A 19,056-nucleotide genomic window follows, 5' to 3' on the forward strand; every position below is an offset into this window, starting at 1 on the left:
GCCGGCACACATGCCGGCACTTTTTTGTGATCGTCAGAACGCGAAGCACGAGCAGCCGAAGGCGCCCCAGAATCCCGCAAAATCGCTGACCGGCGCATTCGACAAGCGCGCCTTTTCATGGCTGTGGGAATGCACGGCGCACGGCCCGCTGCAATGGTGAACCTGCGCCTGCATCGGCGAGGTCGGACGCCAGTGACCGGGCACCTTGACCACCGGCGACCAGTCCGGCAGCACCGGCACACTGGCCGGCCCGAGTTTTTCGAAATCCCCGGCGGCGTACACCACCTTGCCGCCGACCACGGTCAACACCGACTCGATCCATTTGATCGCCTCTTCGTCAACGCTGAAAAAGTCCGCGCTCAGGGCCGCGACGTCAGCCAATTGGCCGACCTTGATCATGCCTTTCTTGCCCTGCTCAGAAGAGAACCAGGCGCTGCCATGGGTGAACAGTTCCAGCGCGGTCTGCCGCGAAAGACCTTCAGCGTGCAACTCCAGGCCACCGACGGTACGGCCGCTGACCATCCAGTACAACGAGGTCCATGGATTGTAGCTCGACACACGCGTGGCGTCGGTACCGGCGCCGACCGGCACGCCTTCAGCGAGCATGCGTTTGATCGGCGGTGTCGCTTCGGCGGCTTTGGCGCCGTAACGCTCGACGAAATATTCGCCCTGAAACGCCATCCGATCCTGAATCGCGATGCCGCCGCCCAGCGCCCTCACCCGCTCGATGTTCTGCGGGGTGATGGTTTCGGCGTGGTCGAAAAACCACGGCAGACCGTTGAATGGAATGTCGCGGTTGACCTTCTCGAACACGTCGAGCATGCGGCTGATGGATTCGTTGTAGGTGGCGTGCAAACGGAACGGCCAGCGCTGCTCGACGAGATGCCGAACCACCGGCTCCAGCTCATCTTCCATGGTTTGCGGCAGGTCCGGGCGTGGTTCGAGGAAGTCTTCGAAATCCGCGGCCGAGAACACCAGCATTTCCCCGGCGCCGTTGTGCCGCAGGTAATCGTCGCCCTGATGCAGGGTCACGCTGCTGGTCCAGTTCTTGAAGTCGGTCAGCTCTTCTTTTGGCTTCTGGGTGAACAGGTTGTAGGCGATACGGATCGTCAGTTGCTGATCCTTGGCCAACTGCTCGATCACCTGGTAGTCGTCCGGATAATTCTGGAAACCGCCGCCGGCATCGATGGCACTGGTGAGGCCGAGGCGGTTGAGTTCACGCATGAACTGGCGGGTCGAGTTGACCTGGTATTCCAGCGGCAACTTCGGCCCCTTGGCCAGCGTCGAGTACAGAATCATCGCGTTGGGACGCGCCACCAGCATGCCGGTCGGCTCGCCATTGGAGTCGCGGACGATCTCGCCACCCGGCGGGTTCGGCGTGTTGCGGGTGTAACCGGCCACGCGCAACGCCGCGCGATTGAGCAAGGCGCGGTCGTACAAGTGCAGCACGAACACCGGCGTATCCGGCGCGGCCTGGTTGAGCTCTTCGAGGGTCGGCATACGTTTTTCGGCGAACTGGAATTCGTTCCAGCCACCGACCACGCGGACCCATTGCGGGGTGGGTGTGCGGTCGGCCTGATCCTTGAGCATGCGCAACGCATCGACCACCGACGGCACACCTTCCCAGCGCAGTTCGAGGTTGTAGTTCAAACCGCCACGAATCAGGTGCAGGTGCGAGTCGTTGAGGCCGGGGATGACGCAGCGGCCCTTGAGGTCGACAACCTGGGTGCCGGAGCCGCGCAGGGCCATGGCTTCGGCATCGGTGCCGACCGCGACGAAACGACCCTCGCTGATGGCGACAGCACTGGCGCGCGGGTTTTCACGGTCAACGGTATGAAACTGGCCATTGAACAAAATCAGATCGGCGTTCATCGCGTTTCCTTGGGCTGAGTGGAAAGGGACAGCCAAGGCGCGAACAGACGCGTCGCCATCGGCATGAACAGGTACACCACCGACACGACGATGGTCAGCGTAATCAGGAACGTGGCGACCACGTAATTGGAGAGCAACGCGTTGAGCCGCAGCAACGGGCCCCAGATCAGCGGCACCAGCAGGGTGTGCGGCAAAATCACCAGCAGCGTCACCACAGCCTGCTTCCAGCGCGGCGGCGGCGAACTGGTTTCAACCTGAGGGGCGAACCAGAATTCATTGACCGGATTGACCTCGGTCTGGTCGCCGTCGGCAAGCATCGGAGTGGCTTCGTTCACCAGTTCCAGGCGTTGCGGCGAATCGAGCCAGCGCTGCATGGCGTCGGTGGAGCAAAAGCGCAGCACGCAGGTGTACATGTCGAGGCCGGCGTTTTTCGCGCGCATCACATCCACGCCCAGGTGCCCTTCCTGCTGCCCGGCAATACCGACAATGTTGCGCAACCAGGCTTCGTACGGCACTTCATAACCGGCCTTGACCCGGTGCTTGATGACCAAAGTCACGACTTCTTCGAAAGGATGAGATTCAGGCATAACGCAAAGCTCCGGCGAATCGGACATTGAGCGCCAGCCGTCCCGGCCCGGCGATAAGAAGGCTGGTAAACAGGATCAACAGCAGCCAGCCGAACTGCCCTTCATCGACACTCCATTGCGGGTGCACGACCAACAGCGCGATCAACAGCACCGACAAAATCGGCAGGCACGCCAACCGTACAAACACCCCGAGGATGATCAGCAAAGGGCAGAGCACTTCGGCAAAAATCGCCAGCATCAGCGTGACGTTCGCGCCGAGGTGGAAAGGGTCTTCAATGACTTGCAGTTGAGCGCCGTAGTTAAGCAGCTTCGGCAAACCATGCACCCACAGCAGAAACAAACCACCGCTGACCCGCAAAAAAAACAGCCCGATATCCTGAGCCCGTTGATCCCATCGAGAAACGTTCATGGGCTACCTGCACAAATGAAAAACCACCGGCGTCAGTGCGCCGGGACGTCATTCGATAATGCAGGGAGGAAGGTGGGGGAAATTGGATGTACGTGCTCTTTTTGTTGGCGTCGGCGCGAAGGCCGCCGCGCTTAACCCGCCAAAGGCAGAGGACGGGACATGAACTCGCTGATCCGCGACCGCAACCAGCGCTCTGCCGGATCGTTGTCATGCACCCCGCTCCACGCCATCGAAAGCTGCGCCGCTTCGATGGGAAACGGCGGATCCTCAGCACGCAACGCACAACCCTCGACCAGCGCACACGCCGCATAATCCGGCACAGTGGCAATCATCTCGGTGCCCGCAAGCAATGCACGCAATCCACTGAACTGCGGCACGCCCAGGACCACTCGACGACTGCGCCCCACCTTGGCCAGGTCCAGATCAATATTGCCGCTCAAATCCCCGGAGAACGACACCATCGCATGCGGCCGCTCACAGAATTCATCCAGCGTCAGCAAGCCCGGCCGCTTGTCCCCGCGCAGCACCTTGCAGGGGATGTCGCGCAATTTCTTGCACTTGGCATTCGCCGGCAAATCCGTGGTGTAGCTCACCCCCACTGAAATTTCTCCCGACGCCAGCAACGCCGGCATCAAAAGATAGTTGGCGCGACGCACCACCACCACGATCCCCGGCGCCTCCTCTTGCAGCTGCCGCAGCAACGGCGGAAACAAGCCGAACTCGGCATCGTCCGACAAGCCAATGCGAAACACATCGCAACTGGTCGTCGGGTCGAATTCCTTCGCTCGACTCACCGCGCCGGAAATCACATCCATCGCTGGCTGCAACTCCCTGAGAATCGCCAGCGCCCGTGCCGTCGGCTCCATGCCGCGGCCATTGCGCAACAGCAACGGATCGTCGAACAAATCCCTTAACCGCCCCAGCGCCGCACTCACCGCCGGTTGGCCCATGAACAGCTTTTCAGCAACACGAGTCAGGTTTTTTTCGAACATCAATGCTTCGAAAATCACCAGCAGGTTCATGTCGACGCGGCGCAGATCGTTACGGTTCATAGGCACGATTTCCTTGTGAGTGCAGCGGACTTTACTCGATCAGCGGGACTTTGGCCGCACGTTTGTAAGGCCCGTATTCGACCGGCACCCATTGGAAGTGTTTACCTTCTGCGGCAATGTGGCCGATGCCCGGAACGGCAAGTGCGCCGCCGTCATCCAGGTCTTGCTGGCGGCAGCATCACTGAAGACGTTGGCGCGGCTTTTGATCGCCTGCTGACTGTTGACGTCAAATCCAATCGAGACTTCCGGGTGCAGGAACTGCACGGCGAGGTTATGCATCAGATCGCGCATGAACAGAGTGCTCTGGCCCTGCGAGGTGAAGCGATAGGTGGTACTGATCATGCACGCGCCCGGCCCTCTGAAAATTGCAGCAATGTGCTGAGTCAGCCACGTTGTTCGCCACTGCGCCGCTGCAGAATTAACAACGTTTAACTCGCCTGCCAGGGCACCGCGCCCAAGAATGAAGCTCACCGACACGGACATTTGTCATGGCTCCTTCTCAGCAAAACGTCGCTCGCGTCGCCGTCACTGACACGCCAAAGAAAAACACCGGGGGCCTGACCCCGTGGCGCGAAAGCCTGGCCAAGCAATTGATACTCGAACGCTTGGGCGAAACCGTCGAAGTGACCGAACTGGCACGCGCCTGCGCGCTCTCGCGCAGTCATTTCTCCCGCGCCTTCAAGTGCAGCACCGGCCTTTCACCCCAGGACTGGATCCGCCAGCAACGCATTGCCCTGGCCAAACAAATGATCCAGAGCACCGACCTCAGCCTCACGCAGATCAGCCTCGAATGTGGCTTCTGTGATCAAGCGCATTTTTGCCACATTTTCACCCGCAGCGAAGGTATCAACCCGTTTGCCTGGCGCTGCCGCACGGTGCGCTCCATCCCCACCACCCAACCTCACGCCCAATAAAACTCAACACCGGATTTGTAGCGGCTGCGTTCGGCTCTGTAGCAGCTGTCGAGCTTGCGTTCGGCTGCGCAGCAGTCGCCAGGAGCTGCGAGGACTACGTCCTCGAACGCAGCCTCGCAAGCTCGACAGCTGCTACAGAGCGCGGTTGTGTTACCCCAACGGAACCAATCGTTCCAGCGCCTCCGCCACGCCAAACCCGTACGCCGGGTCAGCTTTGGTGCAGTTGTCGATATGGCGCTGACGAATCGCCTGTGGCACGCCGTTCATGGCCCGTGCGGTGTTGTCGAACAGCAGTTGCTGACGCACCGGGTCGAGCAATCGAAACAGGTTGCCCGGTTGCTCGTAATGGTCCTCTTCCAACCGATGATCATAGTGCTGGGCAAAACCTTCCAGCGCCAATGGCGGTTCAGACAGTTCCGGCGAATCCTGCCACTCGCCCACGCTGTTGGGGAAATAACTCGCGGTGCCACCCAGATTGCCGTCGGTGCGCATGGCGCCGTCGCGGTGGTAGCTGTGGACGGGTGAGCGCGGTGCGTTAACCGGGATGTGATTGAAGTTCACCCCCAGGCGATAGCGCTGGGCATCGCCATAGGAAAACAGCCGCGCCTGGAGCATCCGGTCCGGCGAGAAGCTGACGCCCGGCACCACGTTGGCCGGCGAGAACGCCGCTTGCTCGATCTCGGCAAAATGGTTTTCGGCGTTACGATTAAGCTCCATGACGCCCACGTCGATCAGCGGAAACTCCGCGTGCGGCCAGACCTTGGTCAGGTCGAACGGGTTGTGGCGATAGTTGAGCGCCTGCTCCTCTTCCATCACCTGAATGCACAGTTTCCAGCGCGGAAAATTGCCCTGCTCGATGACTTCGTACAGGTCCCGCAGATTGCTTTCGCGGTCCTTGCCGACCACTGCTTCGGCCTCGGCGTCCGAAAGGTTTTCGATGCCCTGCTGGCAGACGAAGTGGAACTTCACCCACACCCGTTTGTTGTCACGGTCGATCAGGCTGAAGGTGTGGCTACCGAAGCCGTGCATATGGCGGAAGCTGGTGGGAATCCCGCGATCGCTCATCACGATGGTCACCTGGTGCAACGCCTCGGGCAGCAGGCTCCAGAAATCCCAGTTGCTGGTGGCGTTGCGCAGGCCGGTGCGCGGGTCGCGTTTGACCACGTGGTTGAGGTCGGAAAAACGCAGCGGGTCGCGGAAAAAGAACACCGGCGTGTTGTTGCCGACAATGTCCCAGTTGCCTTCGTCGGTGTAGAACTTCACGGCAAAGCCACGGATATCGCGCTCGGCGTCCGCCGCACCGCGCTCGCCGGCCACCGAGGAAAAACGCACGAACAGCGGCGTCTCTTTACCCACGGCGCTGAAGATATTGGCTTTGGTATAGCGCGTGATGTCATGGGTCACGATGAAGGTGCCGTAGGCGCCCGCACCCTTGGCGTGCATGCGTCGCTCGGGGATCAGTTCGCGGTCGAAGTGGGCGAGTTTTTCCAGCAGCCAGATGTCTTGCAAGAGCGCCGGTCCACGGGGCCCGGCGGTCTGGATATTGAGGTTGTCGGCCACCGGTGCACCGGTGGCGTTGGTCAGCTTTTTCATGGTGATGTTCTCGAAGGATTGCCGCTCATCAGGAGCAAAAAAAACGGCGCGGATCTACGCCCGCGCCGTGGGTGCATCAACCCTTGAGGAACGCCAGCAGGTCAGCGTTGAGCTGATCCTTGTGGGTGTCAGTCAAGCCATGGGGCGCGCCGGGGTAGACTTTCAGCGTAGAACCCTTGACCAGTTTTGCCGACGCAATGCCGGCCGCCTCGATCGGCACCACCTGATCCGCGTCGCCGTGCACCACCAGCGTCGGGATATCGAATTTTTTCAGGTCTTCAGTGAAGTCGGTTTCGGAGAACGCCTTGATGCAGTCATAAGCGTTCTTGTGGCCGGAGGTCATGCCCTGCATCCAGAACCAGTCGATAGCGCCTTGCGACGGTTTGGCGCCGGGTTTGTTGAAACCGAAGAACGGACCACTGGCGAGGTCGATGTACAGCTGCGAACGGTCGGCCAGGGAGGCCTGGCGAATGCCGTCGAACACCTCGAGCGGCAGGCCGCCCGGGTTGGCTTCGGTCTTGAGCATCAGCGGCGGCACCGAGGAAATCAGCCCGGCCTTGGCCACGCGTCCGGTGCCGTGGCGACCGATGTAGCGTGCCACTTCCCCGCCGCCGGTGGAGAAGCCGAACAGCACGGCATCCTTCAGGTCCAGCAGCTCGATCAACTGCGCCAGGTCATCGGCGTAGGTGTCCATGTCGTTGCCGGTCCAGGGCTGGCTGGAACGGCCATGGCCACGACGGTCGTGGGCGATCACCCGATAGCCTTTGGAGGCGAGGAAGATCATCTGCGATTCCCAACTGTCAGCGTTCAGCGGCCAACCGTGGCTGAAGACGATGGGCTGACCGGTGCCCCAATCCTTGTAGTAAATCTCGGTGCCGTCTCGGGTGGTGAACGTGCTCATGGGATATCTCCTTAGCGAGTGTTGGATGGATCAAACCGGTGGGTGGCTCATGCGTTCAGCCAGGCGCGCCACGCGCTCGCCCAGATGCGCGGCGGTGCAGCGGTCTTCGGCGGGCGGGGCGAATTCGGGGGACTGTTCGACGTTCGACTGCGACATGGCGCCGAGCGAGCTGCCAAGGCGGTTCAGTTGTCCGTCGAACACCCCGGTGCCGGAGCGCGCCGGCAGCAGGTCGAGGCCGACCCAGATCATCGAATGCTGCGCGGCGAACACGGCCATCTGCAGCAAGGTGTTAAGTTTGTCGCCGCACAGGCAGCCAGAGTTGGTGAAGCCGGCGGCCAATTTGTCGCGCCAGGGCTGGGCCAGGTAAAACGCGGCGGTAGCTTCCATGAAGCCCTTGAACGGCGAAGAGGCGCTGCCCATGTACGTTGGGGCGCCGAAGATGATCGCGTCGGCGTGGTGCAACCGATCCCAGTGACGATCCACGTCCTCGACCGAAATCAGCAGACAGGTGCTACCCAGGTGCCGTTCCACACCCTGAGCCACGGCCTCGGCCATGACGCGGGTGTGCCCGTAGCCACTGTGATAGACCACCACTACGTTGCTCATTCCGGCGTCCTCATGACGAATAAATCCCTTTGCAACAACACCGCCCCATTGTGGAAGCACGCGCGACTGACCGGTGGAAGTTGAAGAAGCAGAGTTTTGGGCGTAGACCAGACGCAGGACGAGTTAAACGTTGTTAATTTTCCCTGGCGCGCCAAAAGCCCCGACACCGTCTGTACAGCCGTCGCACCCAGTAAAAACGCAACCTGCACAGAAGATCGGAACCGGCAGTCCAACTGAACACCCGACAGTCAGCAGGCCAGCGCATTGCGCGAATGAGCAAACCTTACCAATATGCTCGGAAACCGCGAACCAGACGGCTGCAAGCAGGAGCGACACGTTGACCCATCCCCCCGAACAGGCCCTCCATTTCGGCCCTTACCGGATCTATCCCGGACAACGTCTGGTGATGGAGGCTGACCAGCCCCTGCGATTGGGCCGGCGGGCCTTGGACATTCTGTTGATCCTGCTGGAACACGCCGGGAATGTGGTCAGCAAACAGGAGTTGATCGCCCGGGTCTGGCCCAAAAGCGTGGTCGAGGACATCAACCTGCGGGTGCACATGGCCGCCTTGCGCAAGGCCCTCGGCGACGGCCAGGCCGGCCAGCGCTACATCGTCACCGTGGCCCAGCGCGGCTACAGTTTCGTCGCGCCGTATTCGCTTGAGCACGTCGAACAACCTGCGGCAGACCAGGCACCCGCGCCCAGCGGCCACAACCTGCCGGTGCGGCGGACCCGCATGATCGGCCGCAAGTCCATCGTCGACAGCGTGATGGTGCAGTTGTCCCGCCAGCGTTTCATCACCCTCGTCGGCCCCGGCGGGATTGGCAAGACTACCGTCGCCCTGCGTGTTGCCGAGCAACTGATCGGGCGCTACCGCGACGGCATTCGTCTGCTGGACCTGGCGCCGATCGCCGATCCGGCAATGATCAGTGCTCACCTGGCCACGCTGCTCGAACTGTCCTTGCACGACCCCGATCCCATGAGCGGGCTCGCTGCTTTTTTACGTGACCGGCAAATGCTGCTGGTGATCGACAATTGCGAACACCTGATCGACGCCATCGCCCTGCTGTGCGAAAGCATCCTGCGCGCCGCGCCCGAGGTGCACATTCTGGCCACCAGCCGCGAGAGCCTGCGGGCCGAAGGCGAATTCGTCCAGCGCCTGGAGTCACTGGACTGCCCCCCGCCCATCGCGATGCTCGACCGCACTCAAGCACTGAGTTTTTCGGCCCTGCAGTTGTTTCTCGAACGGGCGATGACCAGCCACGATAGCTTCGAACTGAGCGATGACGAATTGCCGCTCGCGATTGAAATCTGCCGGCGCCTGGACGGTATTCCGCTGGCAATCGAACTGGCCGCCGCGCAAGTCGGCAATCTGGGTGTGAGCGGATTGCTGACACAACTGCAAGGCAGTTTTCGCCTGCTTACCCAAGGCTGTCAGACCCATCCGGGCCGTCACCAGACCCTGCGCGCCACGCTGGACTGGAGCTTCGAGCTGCTCAGTGCCTGCGAGCAGACCTGCTTGCGGCGACTGGGTGTGTTCAGGGGTGGTTTCACCCTGGAATCGGCGGCTGCGGTGATTGTCGGCGAACACATCGCCCCCCGTGAAGTGTTTGGCTCGATCACGCAACTGGTGGCCAAGTCGCTGCTGAACGTGGAAGTCGGCGATGAAGAAGTGTTCTACCGCCTACTCGACACCACCCGCAGTTATGCCCTGGAAAAACTCGACCAGACAGAGGATCTGCCGGGGACCCGTGTACGCCACGCTGAACGGTGCCTGGCCTTGATGGATCAGGCCCAGCATGACTGGGAACTGATTCCGACGGGGACGTGGATCGAGCGCTATGCCCGCAGTCTGGAAGACATTCGCTCGGCGCTCGACTGGGGCTTGAATACGCAAGGTCCACAGGCCATGGCGATCCGCCTGACCGCGACGTCCACGCCGCTGTGGCAGGAATTGTCGCTGCTCAAGGAACACGGCATGTACGTGCGCAGGGCGCTGGCCCTGCTGGACGCCGCACCCGAGCCCTGCCCTCAGCTGAAAATGACCCTGAAGCTGGCCCTCGGCAGTTCCTGCTATCACTCCTTGGGCGGCGACGAGGAGACCGTCGAGGCGTTCGTCAGTGCCAGGATCCTGGCCCGACAGTGCAACGATCTGCCCGGACAATTGCGGGCGGTGTCCGGGCACATGGCGGTCAATCTCAGTTGCGCAAACTATCAGACGGCCCTGGAGCAGAGTCAGCAATTTGACCGGTTGGGGCTGCACGGCGATGCGATGCTGTCCCTCAGCACCCATCGCTTGCGGGTGCTGGCGCTGCACTTTTCCGGGGACCAGCCACAGGCGCGGCTGATGGCCGAGCAGGTGCTGCAGCGCATGGCCCAGAGCGGGCATCTCAACCGCTTCACTCACGGCTTCGGCGTGCAATACGATCAGAGCGTTGCTTCGCTGACGATTCTGGCGCGCATCCTCTGGTTGCAGGGTCAACCGGAACAGGCCTGGCGCACCGCCCGGCAGGCGCTGGACATCGCGATCCAGATCAACCACGGCACGTCCATCTGCTACACCCTGGCGCTGGCCGGCTGCCTGATCGCTCACTACAATGGCGACAGCCGAACCGCACGCGAACTCTTGCGCCTCCTCTTGGAGCAGGCGCAGAAGCATTCGGTGCTGCTGTTCTCCACGTGGGCCCGCCACTATGCGCAGGTGATCGACCGCAGCGAAACACAGCTGCCTCTTCAGCCCGCCAAGGGCTTGATCAAGGACATCATGGTCACGCTCGACAGCGCGTTCGTCGACGACGCCTTGCTGGAACGGGCAGACACCGGCACGGCGGGCTGGAGCACCGCGGAAATCCTCCGTGCCCGGGCGCAAGCACTGCTGGCGCAGGATTGCCCGTTGCAGACCGACGCTGCTGAAGCCGCGCTGATCCGCGCGTTGAATATCGCGAAACACCAAGGCGCGCTGGCGTGGGAACTGCGCAGCGCCACCGCGCTGGCGCAGATTTGGCAACGACAAGGTCGGCACCGCCAGGCCCATACGCTGCTGGCACCGATCTACAACAGGTTTACCGAAGGGTTTGCCACACCGGATTTGAGGAAAGTCCGCCAGTTACTCGACGAGTTGCAGAGCCAGATACCTGCCTGAAACCCATACCCTTGTAGGAGCGAGCTTGCTCGCGGTGGTCGTAAAGGCGACGCGTTTATCCAGAAAGAACGCGTGATCGTTAACGTCGATCGCGAGCCAGCTCGCTCCTCAAAGCGTTCAGCGTGGGCGGTTGATGTAGTGGGCGTAACGCACTTCGAAGGCCCGCAGTTCGCCGCTGTGTTCAAGTTTTTCCAGAGCGTAGCTGCGCGTGGTGTTGAGGAATCGATAGCGTCTCAGGCCACTGCCCTGCTCCAGCGACAGCAATGATTTGAGCGCCAGGCTTTCCACTACCTCGACCAGACGGCCGGGCAACAATGCCGCGCAGTCAAGTACCCCAATTGCCGCGTCCAGGGTGAAGGCTTTTTTGAACACGGCCAGACGCTGCAACACGGTTTGCTCCAACGGGCTCAGCTGTTCATAGCTCCAATCGAGCGCCGCTTCGAGGGTTTGATGGCGTGGCACAGCGGTGCGCCGGCCTTGAGTCAGCAGCTGGAAACAGTTGTCGAGTTGGGCTTGCAAGCCCACCAGCGCCAGCGCATCGATTTGTGCGGCGGCCAGTTCAATGGCAAGGGGCAAGCCATCGAGGCGGCGACAGATTTCGCGCACCGTCTTGAGGTCCTGCTCGCGCAGGGCAAAACCCTGCTGACGGGCGCGGGCGCGACTGACGAACAACTGCACCGCCGAATAGCTCATGACCTCAGCGACACTGTGCAGCGCCGACGCCGGTGGCACCGCCAACGGCGGTAAACGCTGGACCGTTTCTCCCAGCGCCTGCAACGGCTCGCGGCTGGTCACCAGGATCGACAGGCGCGGCGCGGCGACCAGCAATTCTTCAACCAGTGCGCGGCAGCGCACTTGCAGGTGCTCGCAGTTGTCCAGCACCAGCAACGCATGCCAGTGCGCCAGGGCATCCAGGGTGGTCCCGACGTCCAGTTCGAGGGACCGTGTCAGCTGATCGACCACCTGCGCGGGGTCGTCAATCGCCGCCAGGTCCACCAGCCAGACGCCCTCCCGATAATGCTGCAAGAGCAACTCGGCGACGCGTAACGCCACGGTAGTCTTGCCGATGCCGGCGGGTCCGGCCAAGGTCATGAGGCGCCGCACGGGCAACTGTCGGACCAGGCTGCCGACGATCGAGTCACGGCCCGTCACCGGTGTCAGCCGCGCGGGCAAATTGTGCTGGGATTTCTGCACGGTCTCGATCGACGCCAGCGAACAGGCGGGCACCTGCTGCACGGCGGCGATAAAGCTGTAGCCGCGCTGGGGGATGTTGACGATGTAGCGTCGTCCGTCCTGCCCGTCGCCCAAGGCGCGGCGCAGTGCGGCGATGTGCACGCGCAGGTTGATTTCCTCAACCACGGACGTTGGCCAGACGAGCGCGATCAGTTCGTCTTTGCTGACGACTGTGCCCGCGCGCTGGACCAGCACCTGCAGGATATCCAGGGCTCGCCCGCCCATGCGCAGCGGCCGATCACCGTCCAGAATCAACCGTTGCTGCAGGTGGAAGGCGTAGGGGCCAAATTGCAGCACCGCGTCGCAGCTTATGTCTCTGACGCTGTTCATGCTCATTCACGTGTGCGAACCCCAGGCGCCTCAACGAACAGCAAAAATTCGTTGCGCACCTGACTCGCTCGCCTCCATCGACAAGAGTTCACCGTATCTTGGCAGGCCTCGGTGACGGAACAACTGCCACGGTGGGAGCATTACGGCCATCCCGATGCCCGCAACGGACAACAAGGCTCTAGCTGAACTGTTCGCGGTATTGGGTCGGGGTCAATCCAATCTTTTCACTGAACAGGAAGCGCATGTGCCGGACACTGCCGAAGCCGCTTTTGAAGGCCACGGTCTTGAGCGGGAGCTCGCTGGTTTCCAGCAGATTGCGGGCGCAGTCGATGCGCGCACTTTGCAGGAACTCCATCGGGGTCATGTTCACCTGCCGGGCGAACACCCGTGCGAAATGCCGCGGGCTCATGGTAGCCAGGCTGGCCATGCGCTCAATGCTGAACGTTTCGTCGAGGTGCTCGAGCACGTAGTTCTGTACGCGCGTCACCGGTGTTTCATGGGGCGAGACGGCGGCCATCAACGGACTGAATTGCGCCTGGCCGCCCTGTCGCTTCATCACCACCAACAACACTTTGGCTACGTCCTGGGCGACTTTCTTGCCATGGTCTTCGGCGACCACGGCGAGTGCGAGGTCGATGCCAGCGGTCACGCCGCCGGAGGTGATGAGGTTGCGGTCCTGCACATAAATCTGGTCGGTCTCCACCGTCGCCTTCGGGAACCCCTTGATCAGCCGTTCGGTGTAATGCCAGTGCGTGGTCACGCGATACCCGTCGAGAAGACAGGCATGACCGAGCACGAAGGCGCCGGTGCAGATCGAACCGTAGCGGCCTGAGCGGGTGACCGCACGCTGCAGCCATTCGAGCAATGGCGGGTGTTTTTCGTTATAGGCACCGGGGCCGCCCGGGACCAGCAACAGGTCATACGCCTGGTCCGCCTGATCGATGTGCACATCGGCGTGAACGCTAACGCCGTTGGAGGCACGCAATGCGTACGGTTCGGTGCCGATGGTCGACAGTTCATATCGCTCAGCCGGGGCCAGGTAACGGTTGGCGATGGAAAACACCTCCATGGGCCCGGCCATGTCGAGCAGGAGGAAGTCGGGGAACAGCACCATTGCCACGGTTTTCATGGGGTACACATCAATGAGGTCAAAAAAGGATCGCAGATTGTGCTGTGCATTATGGCCGAGTGTTGCACGAACAGCCTGCCTATTATTGTCAACTTCAAAGGGACAGTATTTCAATATCCATCTACTTATTGCGCCAGCAGATAAACATTAACCTTCTCCTCACTCGGACGAATCACCGTCCCCACAGGAGATTTCATCATGCTGACCCTTCGCAAAGCCTCCGATCGCGGCGCGGCCAATCACGGTTGGTTGAAGTCCTTCCATACCTTTTCCTTCGCCAACTATCGCAACCCGAAAGAACAGGGTTTTTCCGATCTGCTGGTGATCAATGACGACCGCGTCGCCGCCGGTAAAGGCTTTGGCCAGCACCCGCACCGCGACATGGAGATTTTCTCCTATGTGCTCGAAGGCGCCCTGGAACACAAGGACACCCTGGGCACCGGTTCGGTGATCCGCCCCGGTGACGTGCAACTGATGAGCGCCGGCAGCGGCGTGGCGCACAGCGAGTACAACCACTCGGCGACCCGTGGCGTGCACTTCCTGCAAATCTGGATTGTGCCGGAGGTCAGCGGCGCCAAACCGCGCTACCAGCAAGAGCATTTCAGCACTCAGAAAAAACGCGGTCGTCTGCAACTGATTATTTCCCCCGAGGGGAAAAGCGGTTCGCTGAAGGTGCGCCAGGATGCACGGGTGTATGCCGGGCTGATCGATGGCAAGGAAAGCGCCACCCTCGAACTGGCCGCCAATCGCTATGCCTACGTGCATGTGGCGCGCGGCAGCGTCGAACTCAATGGCATGCAGTTGCAGGAAGGCGATGGCGTGCGGGTGCGGGATGAGCAGTTGCTGACGCTGAGCAATGGCGTCGATGCGGAAGTGCTGGTGTTTGACTTGCGTCCGCAAGAACTGCCAGAAATGCCGTAACTTGAAACCTTCCCTGAAACAGCTGGCGAAGCCTGCGCCCGGCTGTGGGGGTTAGTCGCCCGTCCCGGCGAACACCGCGACAATTTCATCAATGACTGCGCGCACCCGCGCCGTATGCCGCAAGTCGGCGTGGGTCACCAGCCACACGTCATACGGCACCGGTCGGGTGCGCTCCGGCCACAGCCTGACCAGCCCTTCCCTTTCGCCCATGTTCACCGACATTTCCCCCAGTCCGATCCCGGCGGCAATCGCTCGGCGCACCAGCAGGCTGGAACTCAGGCTCGACACAATGCGCCCGCGCCCCAGCGGTTCCGACACCAGCGTCATGTCCTTGTTGGCCTGCAAATACGGTTGGTACACCACCAGGTCATGCCCTTCGAATGCCGAACCCGGCTCGGGCACGCCGTGGGCGTCCAAGTATTGCTGCGACGCAAACAGCCCCACGGGCCAGCGCGCAATGCGCCGGGCGATCAAGTCCGGGTTGTCCGGGCGGGTGTTGCGCACGGCGATGTCGGCCTCGCGTTTCGACAGGCTGAGAATCTGCGTCGAGGCATCCAGTTGCACCCGCACATCTGGGTGCAGCGCATGCAAACGGGCAATGGCCGGAATCACGAAATCGATGGCCATGGAATCCGTGGTGCTCACCCGCACGATACCGGTCAAACGGTCGTCCAGGCCTTGAATCTGGCGCTGCAATTCCAGCGCGGAGTGCTCCATTTTTTCCACGGCCTTCAATGCCGCTTCACCCACCGCTGTCAGCGCATAGCCCTCGGAAGTGCGCAAAAAAAGCGTTGCACTCAACGACTTTTCCAGCGCGGCGATGCGTCTGCCGACGGTGGCCTGATCGACCCCCAGCACCCGCGCTGCGCCCCGCAGCGTCGATTCTCGGCACACCGCGAGAAATACCCGCGCATCATCCCAATTCATACGAGTCTCCATTGATGCATATACGCATCACCATAGCGCAAATTCGCTGCGTATTTGCATCAACGAATCTGGATAAGCTGGGCGCCAGAGAAAACCCTACTGGAGAGCGCCCATGCTCAGCACATCCACCACCCCGCGCTACGCGATCTGGCTGCCGATATTCGCCGGCCTCTTCGCAAGCCTCGTCAGTATCGGCCTGGCGCGGTTCGCCTACACGCCGCTGATTCCTTCGTTGATCCTGGCTCACTGGTTTTCCGCCAGCGACGTGGTCTACCTCGGCGCCGCCAATCTGGTGGGCTACCTGATCGGCGCCTTGATCGGTCATCCGCTGGCCCGTCAAACGTCTAACAAAAGCGCCCTGCGCCTGATGATGGTGGCCGTGACGCTGTCGTTCTTCGCGTGTGGCTTTCCGTTGTCGGTGAGCTGGTTCTTCGGTTGGCGCCTGCTGTCTGGCATCGCAGGTGGCGCAATCATGGTGCTGGTGGCCGCGACCGTGCTGCCGCATGTGCCGACCTCTCGTCGAGGATTGGCCAGCGGTGCGATCTTTCTGGGTATCGGCCTGGGCATTGCCGGCTCGGGGACCCTCGTTCCGCCGCTGCTGAGCCTCGGGCTGCAAGACACCTGGTTCGGCCTCGGCGTGTTGGCACTGGTGTTGACCGCCGCCAGTTGGTTCGGCTGGCCGTCCGCCGCACCTGCGACAACGGTGGTTTCGTCGGTTGACGACACGAAGACGCCGACCGATCCACGGGTGTACCTGCTGTTTGCCCAATACGCGTTCATGGCCGCCGGGCTGGTGCCGGCCATGGTGTTCCTGGTGGATTACGTCGCCCGCGGGCTTGGCGCCGGGTCGCACGTGGGCGCACTGATTTGGGTGATGTACGGCGTCGGCGCGATTCTCGGGCCGGTGAGCTACGGCTTTCTCGCGGACAAACTGGGCGCCCGCCTGAGCATTCGCCTGGTACTGGTGCTGCAAGCCATCGCCGTCGGCCTGCTGTCGAGCTCCAGTTCGTTCACTGCGCTGGCCATGCTGGCGGTGGTCCTCGGTTCGTTCCCGCCCGGCATCGTACCGCTGGCACTGGCCCGGGTTCACGAGTTGATCCCCCACCATCATCAGCAGCAAATTGCCTGGAGCCGCGCCACCGTGTCGTTCGCCACTTTCCAGGCGATCGCCGGTTTCGCCTATTCGGCGCTGTTCAATGCCAGCGGCGGCCATCACGGACTGTTGTTCTTGATTGCGGCGGGTGCGATTGTTGTAGCGTTGCTGCTGGAACAGGGCATGCGCCTGGTGAGCCGGGACGATCGGCTGCAACCGGCACTGAACTGAGTCACTGACACTTCGATTTGGTCCCACTTACTGAACACCTTCACTTCCCGACAGGACGCTTCCATGAATCTGCCCACCACCATGACCCTGATTGAAATCACCGAACCTGGCGGCCCCGAGGTGTTGAAGCCGCGCCAGGTTCCGTTGCCCAACGTCGGCGCGGGCGAAGTGTTGATTCGCGTGCATGCCGCCGGGGTCAATCGCCCGGACGTAATCCAGCGGTCCGGCAAGTACCCGATGAAACCCGGCATGAGCCCGATCCCCGGCCTGGAAGTGGCGGGTGAAGTGGTCGCAGTGGGTAAAGACGTCAGCGAGTTCATCGTTGGCGACAACGTCTGCGCACTGACCAACGGCGGCGGCTACGCGCAATACTGCGTCGCCCCTGCCGGCCAGACGCTGCCGATTCCTTTAGGCATGGATTGGGTGCACGCGGCGGCGGTGCCTGAGACTTTCTTCACCGTATGGGCAAATCTGTTCGACATGGGCGGCGCCAGCAAGGGCCAGCGCGCGTTGATCCACGGTGGCACCAGCGGCATCGGTACGACGGCCCTGATGTTGTGCCGCGAGTTCGGGGTCAAGGCCTTTGCTACGGCGGGTAGCGAGGATAAATGCGCGGCGATCCGCAAGCTCGGCGCCGAGGCGATCAACTATCGCGACCAGGATTTTGCCCAGGTGATTCAGGAAAAAACCGCTGGCAAAGGCGTCAATGTGATCCTCGACATCATGGGCGGCTCGTACCTGAATTCGAATATTACGGCGCTGGGTATGGAAGGTCGGTTGGTCATGTTGGGGTTTCTCGGGGGCGCCCATGCCAAAGACGTGGACCTGCTGGCGATCATGGCCAAACGCGCGATCGTGACCGGCTCTCTGTTGCGCCCACGCACCGTGGAAGAAAAAGCCTCGATTGCCGAACAACTGCGCGAATATGTCTGGCCGGTTCTCGCCGCCGGGCGTTGTTTGCCGATGATCGACAAGGTCTATCCGTTGGCCGAGGCAGCGCAGGCGCATGCGCGGATGGAAGCGGGTGATCATATTGGCAAGATTGTGTTGCGGGTGGAGTGACGACGGGATCAATGCGCGGCGGTCTAAAATGTTCCCGCCGTCCGACCGCTTCTGTTACAACCCGAACTTCAGTCTTAATGACCGGTAAAACCGACCATGCCCTTCTCACTTCTCTCACTTTTGCGCCGCCGCTGGTTGACGGCGTTGTGCATGGCCACGTTGATCGTCGGCCTGCCCGTGAGTTGCGGCGTGCTTCAGCATACGGAACGCGAACTGCTGTTTCGCATCGAACCGGGCACTGCCGGTTGGTATCGCGGTTTGCCCAACGATGTTCAAGAATTCGACATCAAGCCAGCCAGTTTCAAAGGTGGGCAAAACCTGCATGCCTGGTGGTGGCCCGCCGCGCGGCGTGACGCGCCGTCGATTCTTTATCTGCATGGCGTGCGCTGGAACCTCACCGGCCAGGCGTTTCGGATTGAGCAGTTACGGGCGATGGGCTATTCCGTGCTGGCTATCGACTACCGCGGCTTTGGCCAGAGCAAAGGTGACTTGCCGTCGGAAGCCAGTGTGTACGAAGACGCCCGAGCCGCTTGGGACCGTTTCATCACCATGCAACCGGATGCCAGCAAGCGTTTGATCTACGGCCACTCCCTCGGCGGCGCCGTGGCCATAGACCTTGCAGCAGACCTGGCTGCGCAGGCAAAAAAAAACCACGTCGGCGTCCCGGTGCGTGGTCTGGTGATCGAGTCCACGTTCACGTCGCTGGGGGATGCCGTGGCGCAAGTGGCTGAAAGCAACCTGCCGGTGAAATGGCTACCGGTGCGCTGGTTGCTGTCGCAGAAATTTGACTCCATCGACAAGATCGTCGACATCGACATGCCACTCTTGGTGGTGCATGGCCTGGCTGACCCATTCATGCCCTCGCGTTTCAGCCAGCAGTTATTCAACGCCGCCAGCGAACCCAAACGCCTGTTGCTGGTGCCGGGCGGAACACACAACAACAGCATGAGCCTGGGTGGAACTCAGTATCGCCAGGCGCTTGAAGGCTTGATGAAAACAAAGCCGCCGCAGATCGCTGGACCCGCGCTGACGCGAAGCGCGCAGGACTCCTGAC

General features: G+C 61.6%; 16 protein-coding genes and 1 pseudogene. 6 read left to right on the forward strand and 11 right to left on the reverse strand.

All coding sequences use genetic code 11. From position 1 onward, the window contains the following. Positions 1 to 33: 33 nt before the first annotated feature. The 5 genes and pseudogenes from ACYZT4_RS10260 to ACYZT4_RS10280 form a co-directional block, all read right to left on the reverse strand. Positions 34 to 1,872 (reverse strand): amidohydrolase, encoded by a 1,839-nt coding sequence (locus ACYZT4_RS10260; RefSeq protein WP_461987464.1) that lies wholly within the window; start codon positions 1,870 to 1,872, stop codon positions 34 to 36. Then, complete coding sequence (locus tag ACYZT4_RS10265) at positions 1,869 to 2,459, reverse strand: antibiotic biosynthesis monooxygenase (RefSeq protein ID WP_461987466.1); 591 nt, start codon at positions 2,457 to 2,459, stop codon at positions 1,869 to 1,871. The genes ACYZT4_RS10260 and ACYZT4_RS10265 overlap by 4 nt, the downstream gene beginning before the upstream one ends. Then, positions 2,452 to 2,868, reverse strand: a complete 417-nt coding sequence (locus ACYZT4_RS10270) for a DoxX family protein (protein WP_461987468.1) — start codon at positions 2,866 to 2,868, stop codon at positions 2,452 to 2,454. The genes ACYZT4_RS10265 and ACYZT4_RS10270 overlap by 8 nt, the downstream gene beginning before the upstream one ends. Positions 2,869 to 2,999: 131 nt before the next feature. Further along, a complete protein-coding gene (locus ACYZT4_RS10275; protein ID WP_461987470.1) occupies positions 3,000 to 3,920 on the reverse strand; it encodes a LysR family transcriptional regulator in 921 nt (306 codons plus the stop codon). A gap of 31 nt (positions 3,921 to 3,951) precedes the next feature. Further along, positions 3,952 to 4,256, reverse strand: a pseudogene (locus ACYZT4_RS10280) (MBL fold metallo-hydrolase); the annotation flags it as partial. 152 nt (positions 4,257 to 4,408) lie between these two features. Here ACYZT4_RS10280 and ACYZT4_RS10285 point away from each other — a divergent pair. Beyond that, entirely contained in the window at positions 4,409 to 4,834 is a 426-nt protein-coding gene (locus tag ACYZT4_RS10285; protein WP_461987471.1) for a helix-turn-helix domain-containing protein, read from the forward strand. Between the two features lie 150 nt (positions 4,835 to 4,984). Here the strand turns inward: ACYZT4_RS10285 and ACYZT4_RS10290 are convergent, their stop codons facing one another. The 3 genes from ACYZT4_RS10290 to ACYZT4_RS10300 all read right to left on the reverse strand — a co-directional run bounded on the left by ACYZT4_RS10290 (position 4,985) and on the right by ACYZT4_RS10300 (position 7,934). Then, entirely contained in the window at positions 4,985 to 6,427 is a 1,443-nt protein-coding gene (locus ACYZT4_RS10290; RefSeq protein WP_461987473.1) for a catalase, read from the reverse strand. Positions 6,428 to 6,503: 76 nt separating this feature from the next. After that, positions 6,504 to 7,328, reverse strand: a complete 825-nt coding sequence (locus tag ACYZT4_RS10295; protein ID WP_461987475.1) for an alpha/beta fold hydrolase — start codon at positions 7,326 to 7,328, stop codon at positions 6,504 to 6,506. 30 nt (positions 7,329 to 7,358) lie between these two features. Beyond that, positions 7,359 to 7,934: a flavodoxin family protein gene (locus tag ACYZT4_RS10300; protein WP_461987477.1), complete on the reverse strand. Its 576-nt coding sequence runs from the start codon at positions 7,932 to 7,934 to the stop codon at positions 7,359 to 7,361. 337 nt (positions 7,935 to 8,271) lie between these two features. Between ACYZT4_RS10300 and ACYZT4_RS10305 the strand changes: the two genes are divergently transcribed. Then, positions 8,272 to 11,076 carry an ATP-binding protein gene (locus ACYZT4_RS10305; RefSeq protein ID WP_461987479.1) on the forward strand — a complete coding sequence of 935 codons (2,805 nt, stop codon included), beginning with the start codon at positions 8,272 to 8,274 and terminating at the stop codon, positions 11,074 to 11,076. A 117-nt stretch (positions 11,077 to 11,193) separates the two neighbouring features. Here ACYZT4_RS10305 and ACYZT4_RS10310 read toward each other — a convergent pair whose 3' ends face one another. Both ACYZT4_RS10310 and ACYZT4_RS10315 read right to left on the reverse strand, forming a co-directional pair. After that, on the reverse strand, positions 11,194 to 12,639 hold the full coding sequence (locus ACYZT4_RS10310) for an ATP-binding protein (RefSeq protein WP_461987481.1): 1,446 nt from the start codon (positions 12,637 to 12,639) through the stop codon (positions 11,194 to 11,196). A 178-nt stretch (positions 12,640 to 12,817) separates the two neighbouring features. Further along, entirely contained in the window at positions 12,818 to 13,768 is a 951-nt protein-coding gene (locus ACYZT4_RS10315; protein WP_461987482.1) for a GlxA family transcriptional regulator, read from the reverse strand. A 198-nt stretch (positions 13,769 to 13,966) separates the two neighbouring features. On the opposite strand from ACYZT4_RS10315, the gene ACYZT4_RS10320 reads away from it, so the two are divergent. After that, positions 13,967 to 14,689 carry a pirin family protein gene (locus ACYZT4_RS10320; protein ID WP_461987484.1) on the forward strand — a complete coding sequence of 241 codons (723 nt, stop codon included), beginning with the start codon at positions 13,967 to 13,969 and terminating at the stop codon, positions 14,687 to 14,689. Between the two features lie 51 nt (positions 14,690 to 14,740). Here the strand turns inward: ACYZT4_RS10320 and ACYZT4_RS10325 are convergent, their stop codons facing one another. After that, positions 14,741 to 15,616: a LysR family transcriptional regulator gene (locus ACYZT4_RS10325; protein WP_461987486.1), complete on the reverse strand. Its 876-nt coding sequence runs from the start codon at positions 15,614 to 15,616 to the stop codon at positions 14,741 to 14,743. A gap of 112 nt (positions 15,617 to 15,728) precedes the next feature. On the opposite strand from ACYZT4_RS10325, the gene ACYZT4_RS10330 reads away from it, so the two are divergent. The 3 genes from ACYZT4_RS10330 to ACYZT4_RS10340 all read left to right on the forward strand — a co-directional run bounded on the left by ACYZT4_RS10330 (position 15,729) and on the right by ACYZT4_RS10340 (position 19,055). Further along, positions 15,729 to 16,940 carry a YbfB/YjiJ family MFS transporter gene (locus ACYZT4_RS10330; RefSeq protein ID WP_461987488.1) on the forward strand — a complete coding sequence of 404 codons (1,212 nt, stop codon included), beginning with the start codon at positions 15,729 to 15,731 and terminating at the stop codon, positions 16,938 to 16,940. Between the two features lie 63 nt (positions 16,941 to 17,003). Further along, positions 17,004 to 18,002 carry an NAD(P)H-quinone oxidoreductase gene (locus tag ACYZT4_RS10335; RefSeq protein WP_461987490.1) on the forward strand — a complete coding sequence of 333 codons (999 nt, stop codon included), beginning with the start codon at positions 17,004 to 17,006 and terminating at the stop codon, positions 18,000 to 18,002. A gap of 96 nt (positions 18,003 to 18,098) precedes the next feature. Next, positions 18,099 to 19,055, forward strand: coding sequence for an alpha/beta hydrolase (locus tag ACYZT4_RS10340; RefSeq protein ID WP_461987492.1), 957 nt, complete (start codon positions 18,099 to 18,101; stop codon positions 19,053 to 19,055). Position 19,056: the final 1 nt, after the last annotated feature.

The organism is Pseudomonas sp. GB2N2 (genome assembly GCF_054897705.1).

Excerpts from the sequence above, each read along its gene's own strand:
- ACYZT4_RS10260 (WP_461987464.1), bottom strand. The coding sequence starts at position 1,872 with ATGAACGCCGATCTGATTTTGTTCAATGGCCAGTTTCATACCGTTGAC.
- ACYZT4_RS10265 (WP_461987466.1), bottom strand. The coding sequence starts at position 2,459 with ATGCCTGAATCTCATCCTTTCGAAGAAGTCGTGACTTTGGTCATCAAG.
- ACYZT4_RS10270 (WP_461987468.1), bottom strand. The coding sequence starts at position 2,868 with ATGAACGTTTCTCGATGGGATCAACGGGCTCAGGATATCGGGCTGTTT.
- ACYZT4_RS10275 (WP_461987470.1), bottom strand. The coding sequence starts at position 3,920 with ATGAACCGTAACGATCTGCGCCGCGTCGACATGAACCTGCTGGTGATT.
- ACYZT4_RS10285 (WP_461987471.1), top strand. The coding sequence starts at position 4,409 with ATGGCTCCTTCTCAGCAAAACGTCGCTCGCGTCGCCGTCACTGACACG.
- ACYZT4_RS10290 (WP_461987473.1), bottom strand. The coding sequence starts at position 6,427 with ATGAAAAAGCTGACCAACGCCACCGGTGCACCGGTGGCCGACAACCTC.
- ACYZT4_RS10295 (WP_461987475.1), bottom strand. The coding sequence starts at position 7,328 with ATGAGCACGTTCACCACCCGAGACGGCACCGAGATTTACTACAAGGAT.
- ACYZT4_RS10300 (WP_461987477.1), bottom strand. The coding sequence starts at position 7,934 with ATGAGCAACGTAGTGGTGGTCTATCACAGTGGCTACGGGCACACCCGC.
- ACYZT4_RS10310 (WP_461987481.1), bottom strand. The coding sequence starts at position 12,639 with ATGAACAGCGTCAGAGACATAAGCTGCGACGCGGTGCTGCAATTTGGC.
- ACYZT4_RS10315 (WP_461987482.1), bottom strand. The coding sequence starts at position 13,768 with ATGAAAACCGTGGCAATGGTGCTGTTCCCCGACTTCCTCCTGCTCGAC.
- ACYZT4_RS10320 (WP_461987484.1), top strand. The coding sequence starts at position 13,967 with ATGCTGACCCTTCGCAAAGCCTCCGATCGCGGCGCGGCCAATCACGGT.
- ACYZT4_RS10325 (WP_461987486.1), bottom strand. The coding sequence starts at position 15,616 with ATGAATTGGGATGATGCGCGGGTATTTCTCGCGGTGTGCCGAGAATCG.
- ACYZT4_RS10330 (WP_461987488.1), top strand. The coding sequence starts at position 15,729 with ATGCTCAGCACATCCACCACCCCGCGCTACGCGATCTGGCTGCCGATA.
- ACYZT4_RS10335 (WP_461987490.1), top strand. The coding sequence starts at position 17,004 with ATGAATCTGCCCACCACCATGACCCTGATTGAAATCACCGAACCTGGC.
- ACYZT4_RS10340 (WP_461987492.1), top strand. The coding sequence starts at position 18,099 with ATGCCCTTCTCACTTCTCTCACTTTTGCGCCGCCGCTGGTTGACGGCG.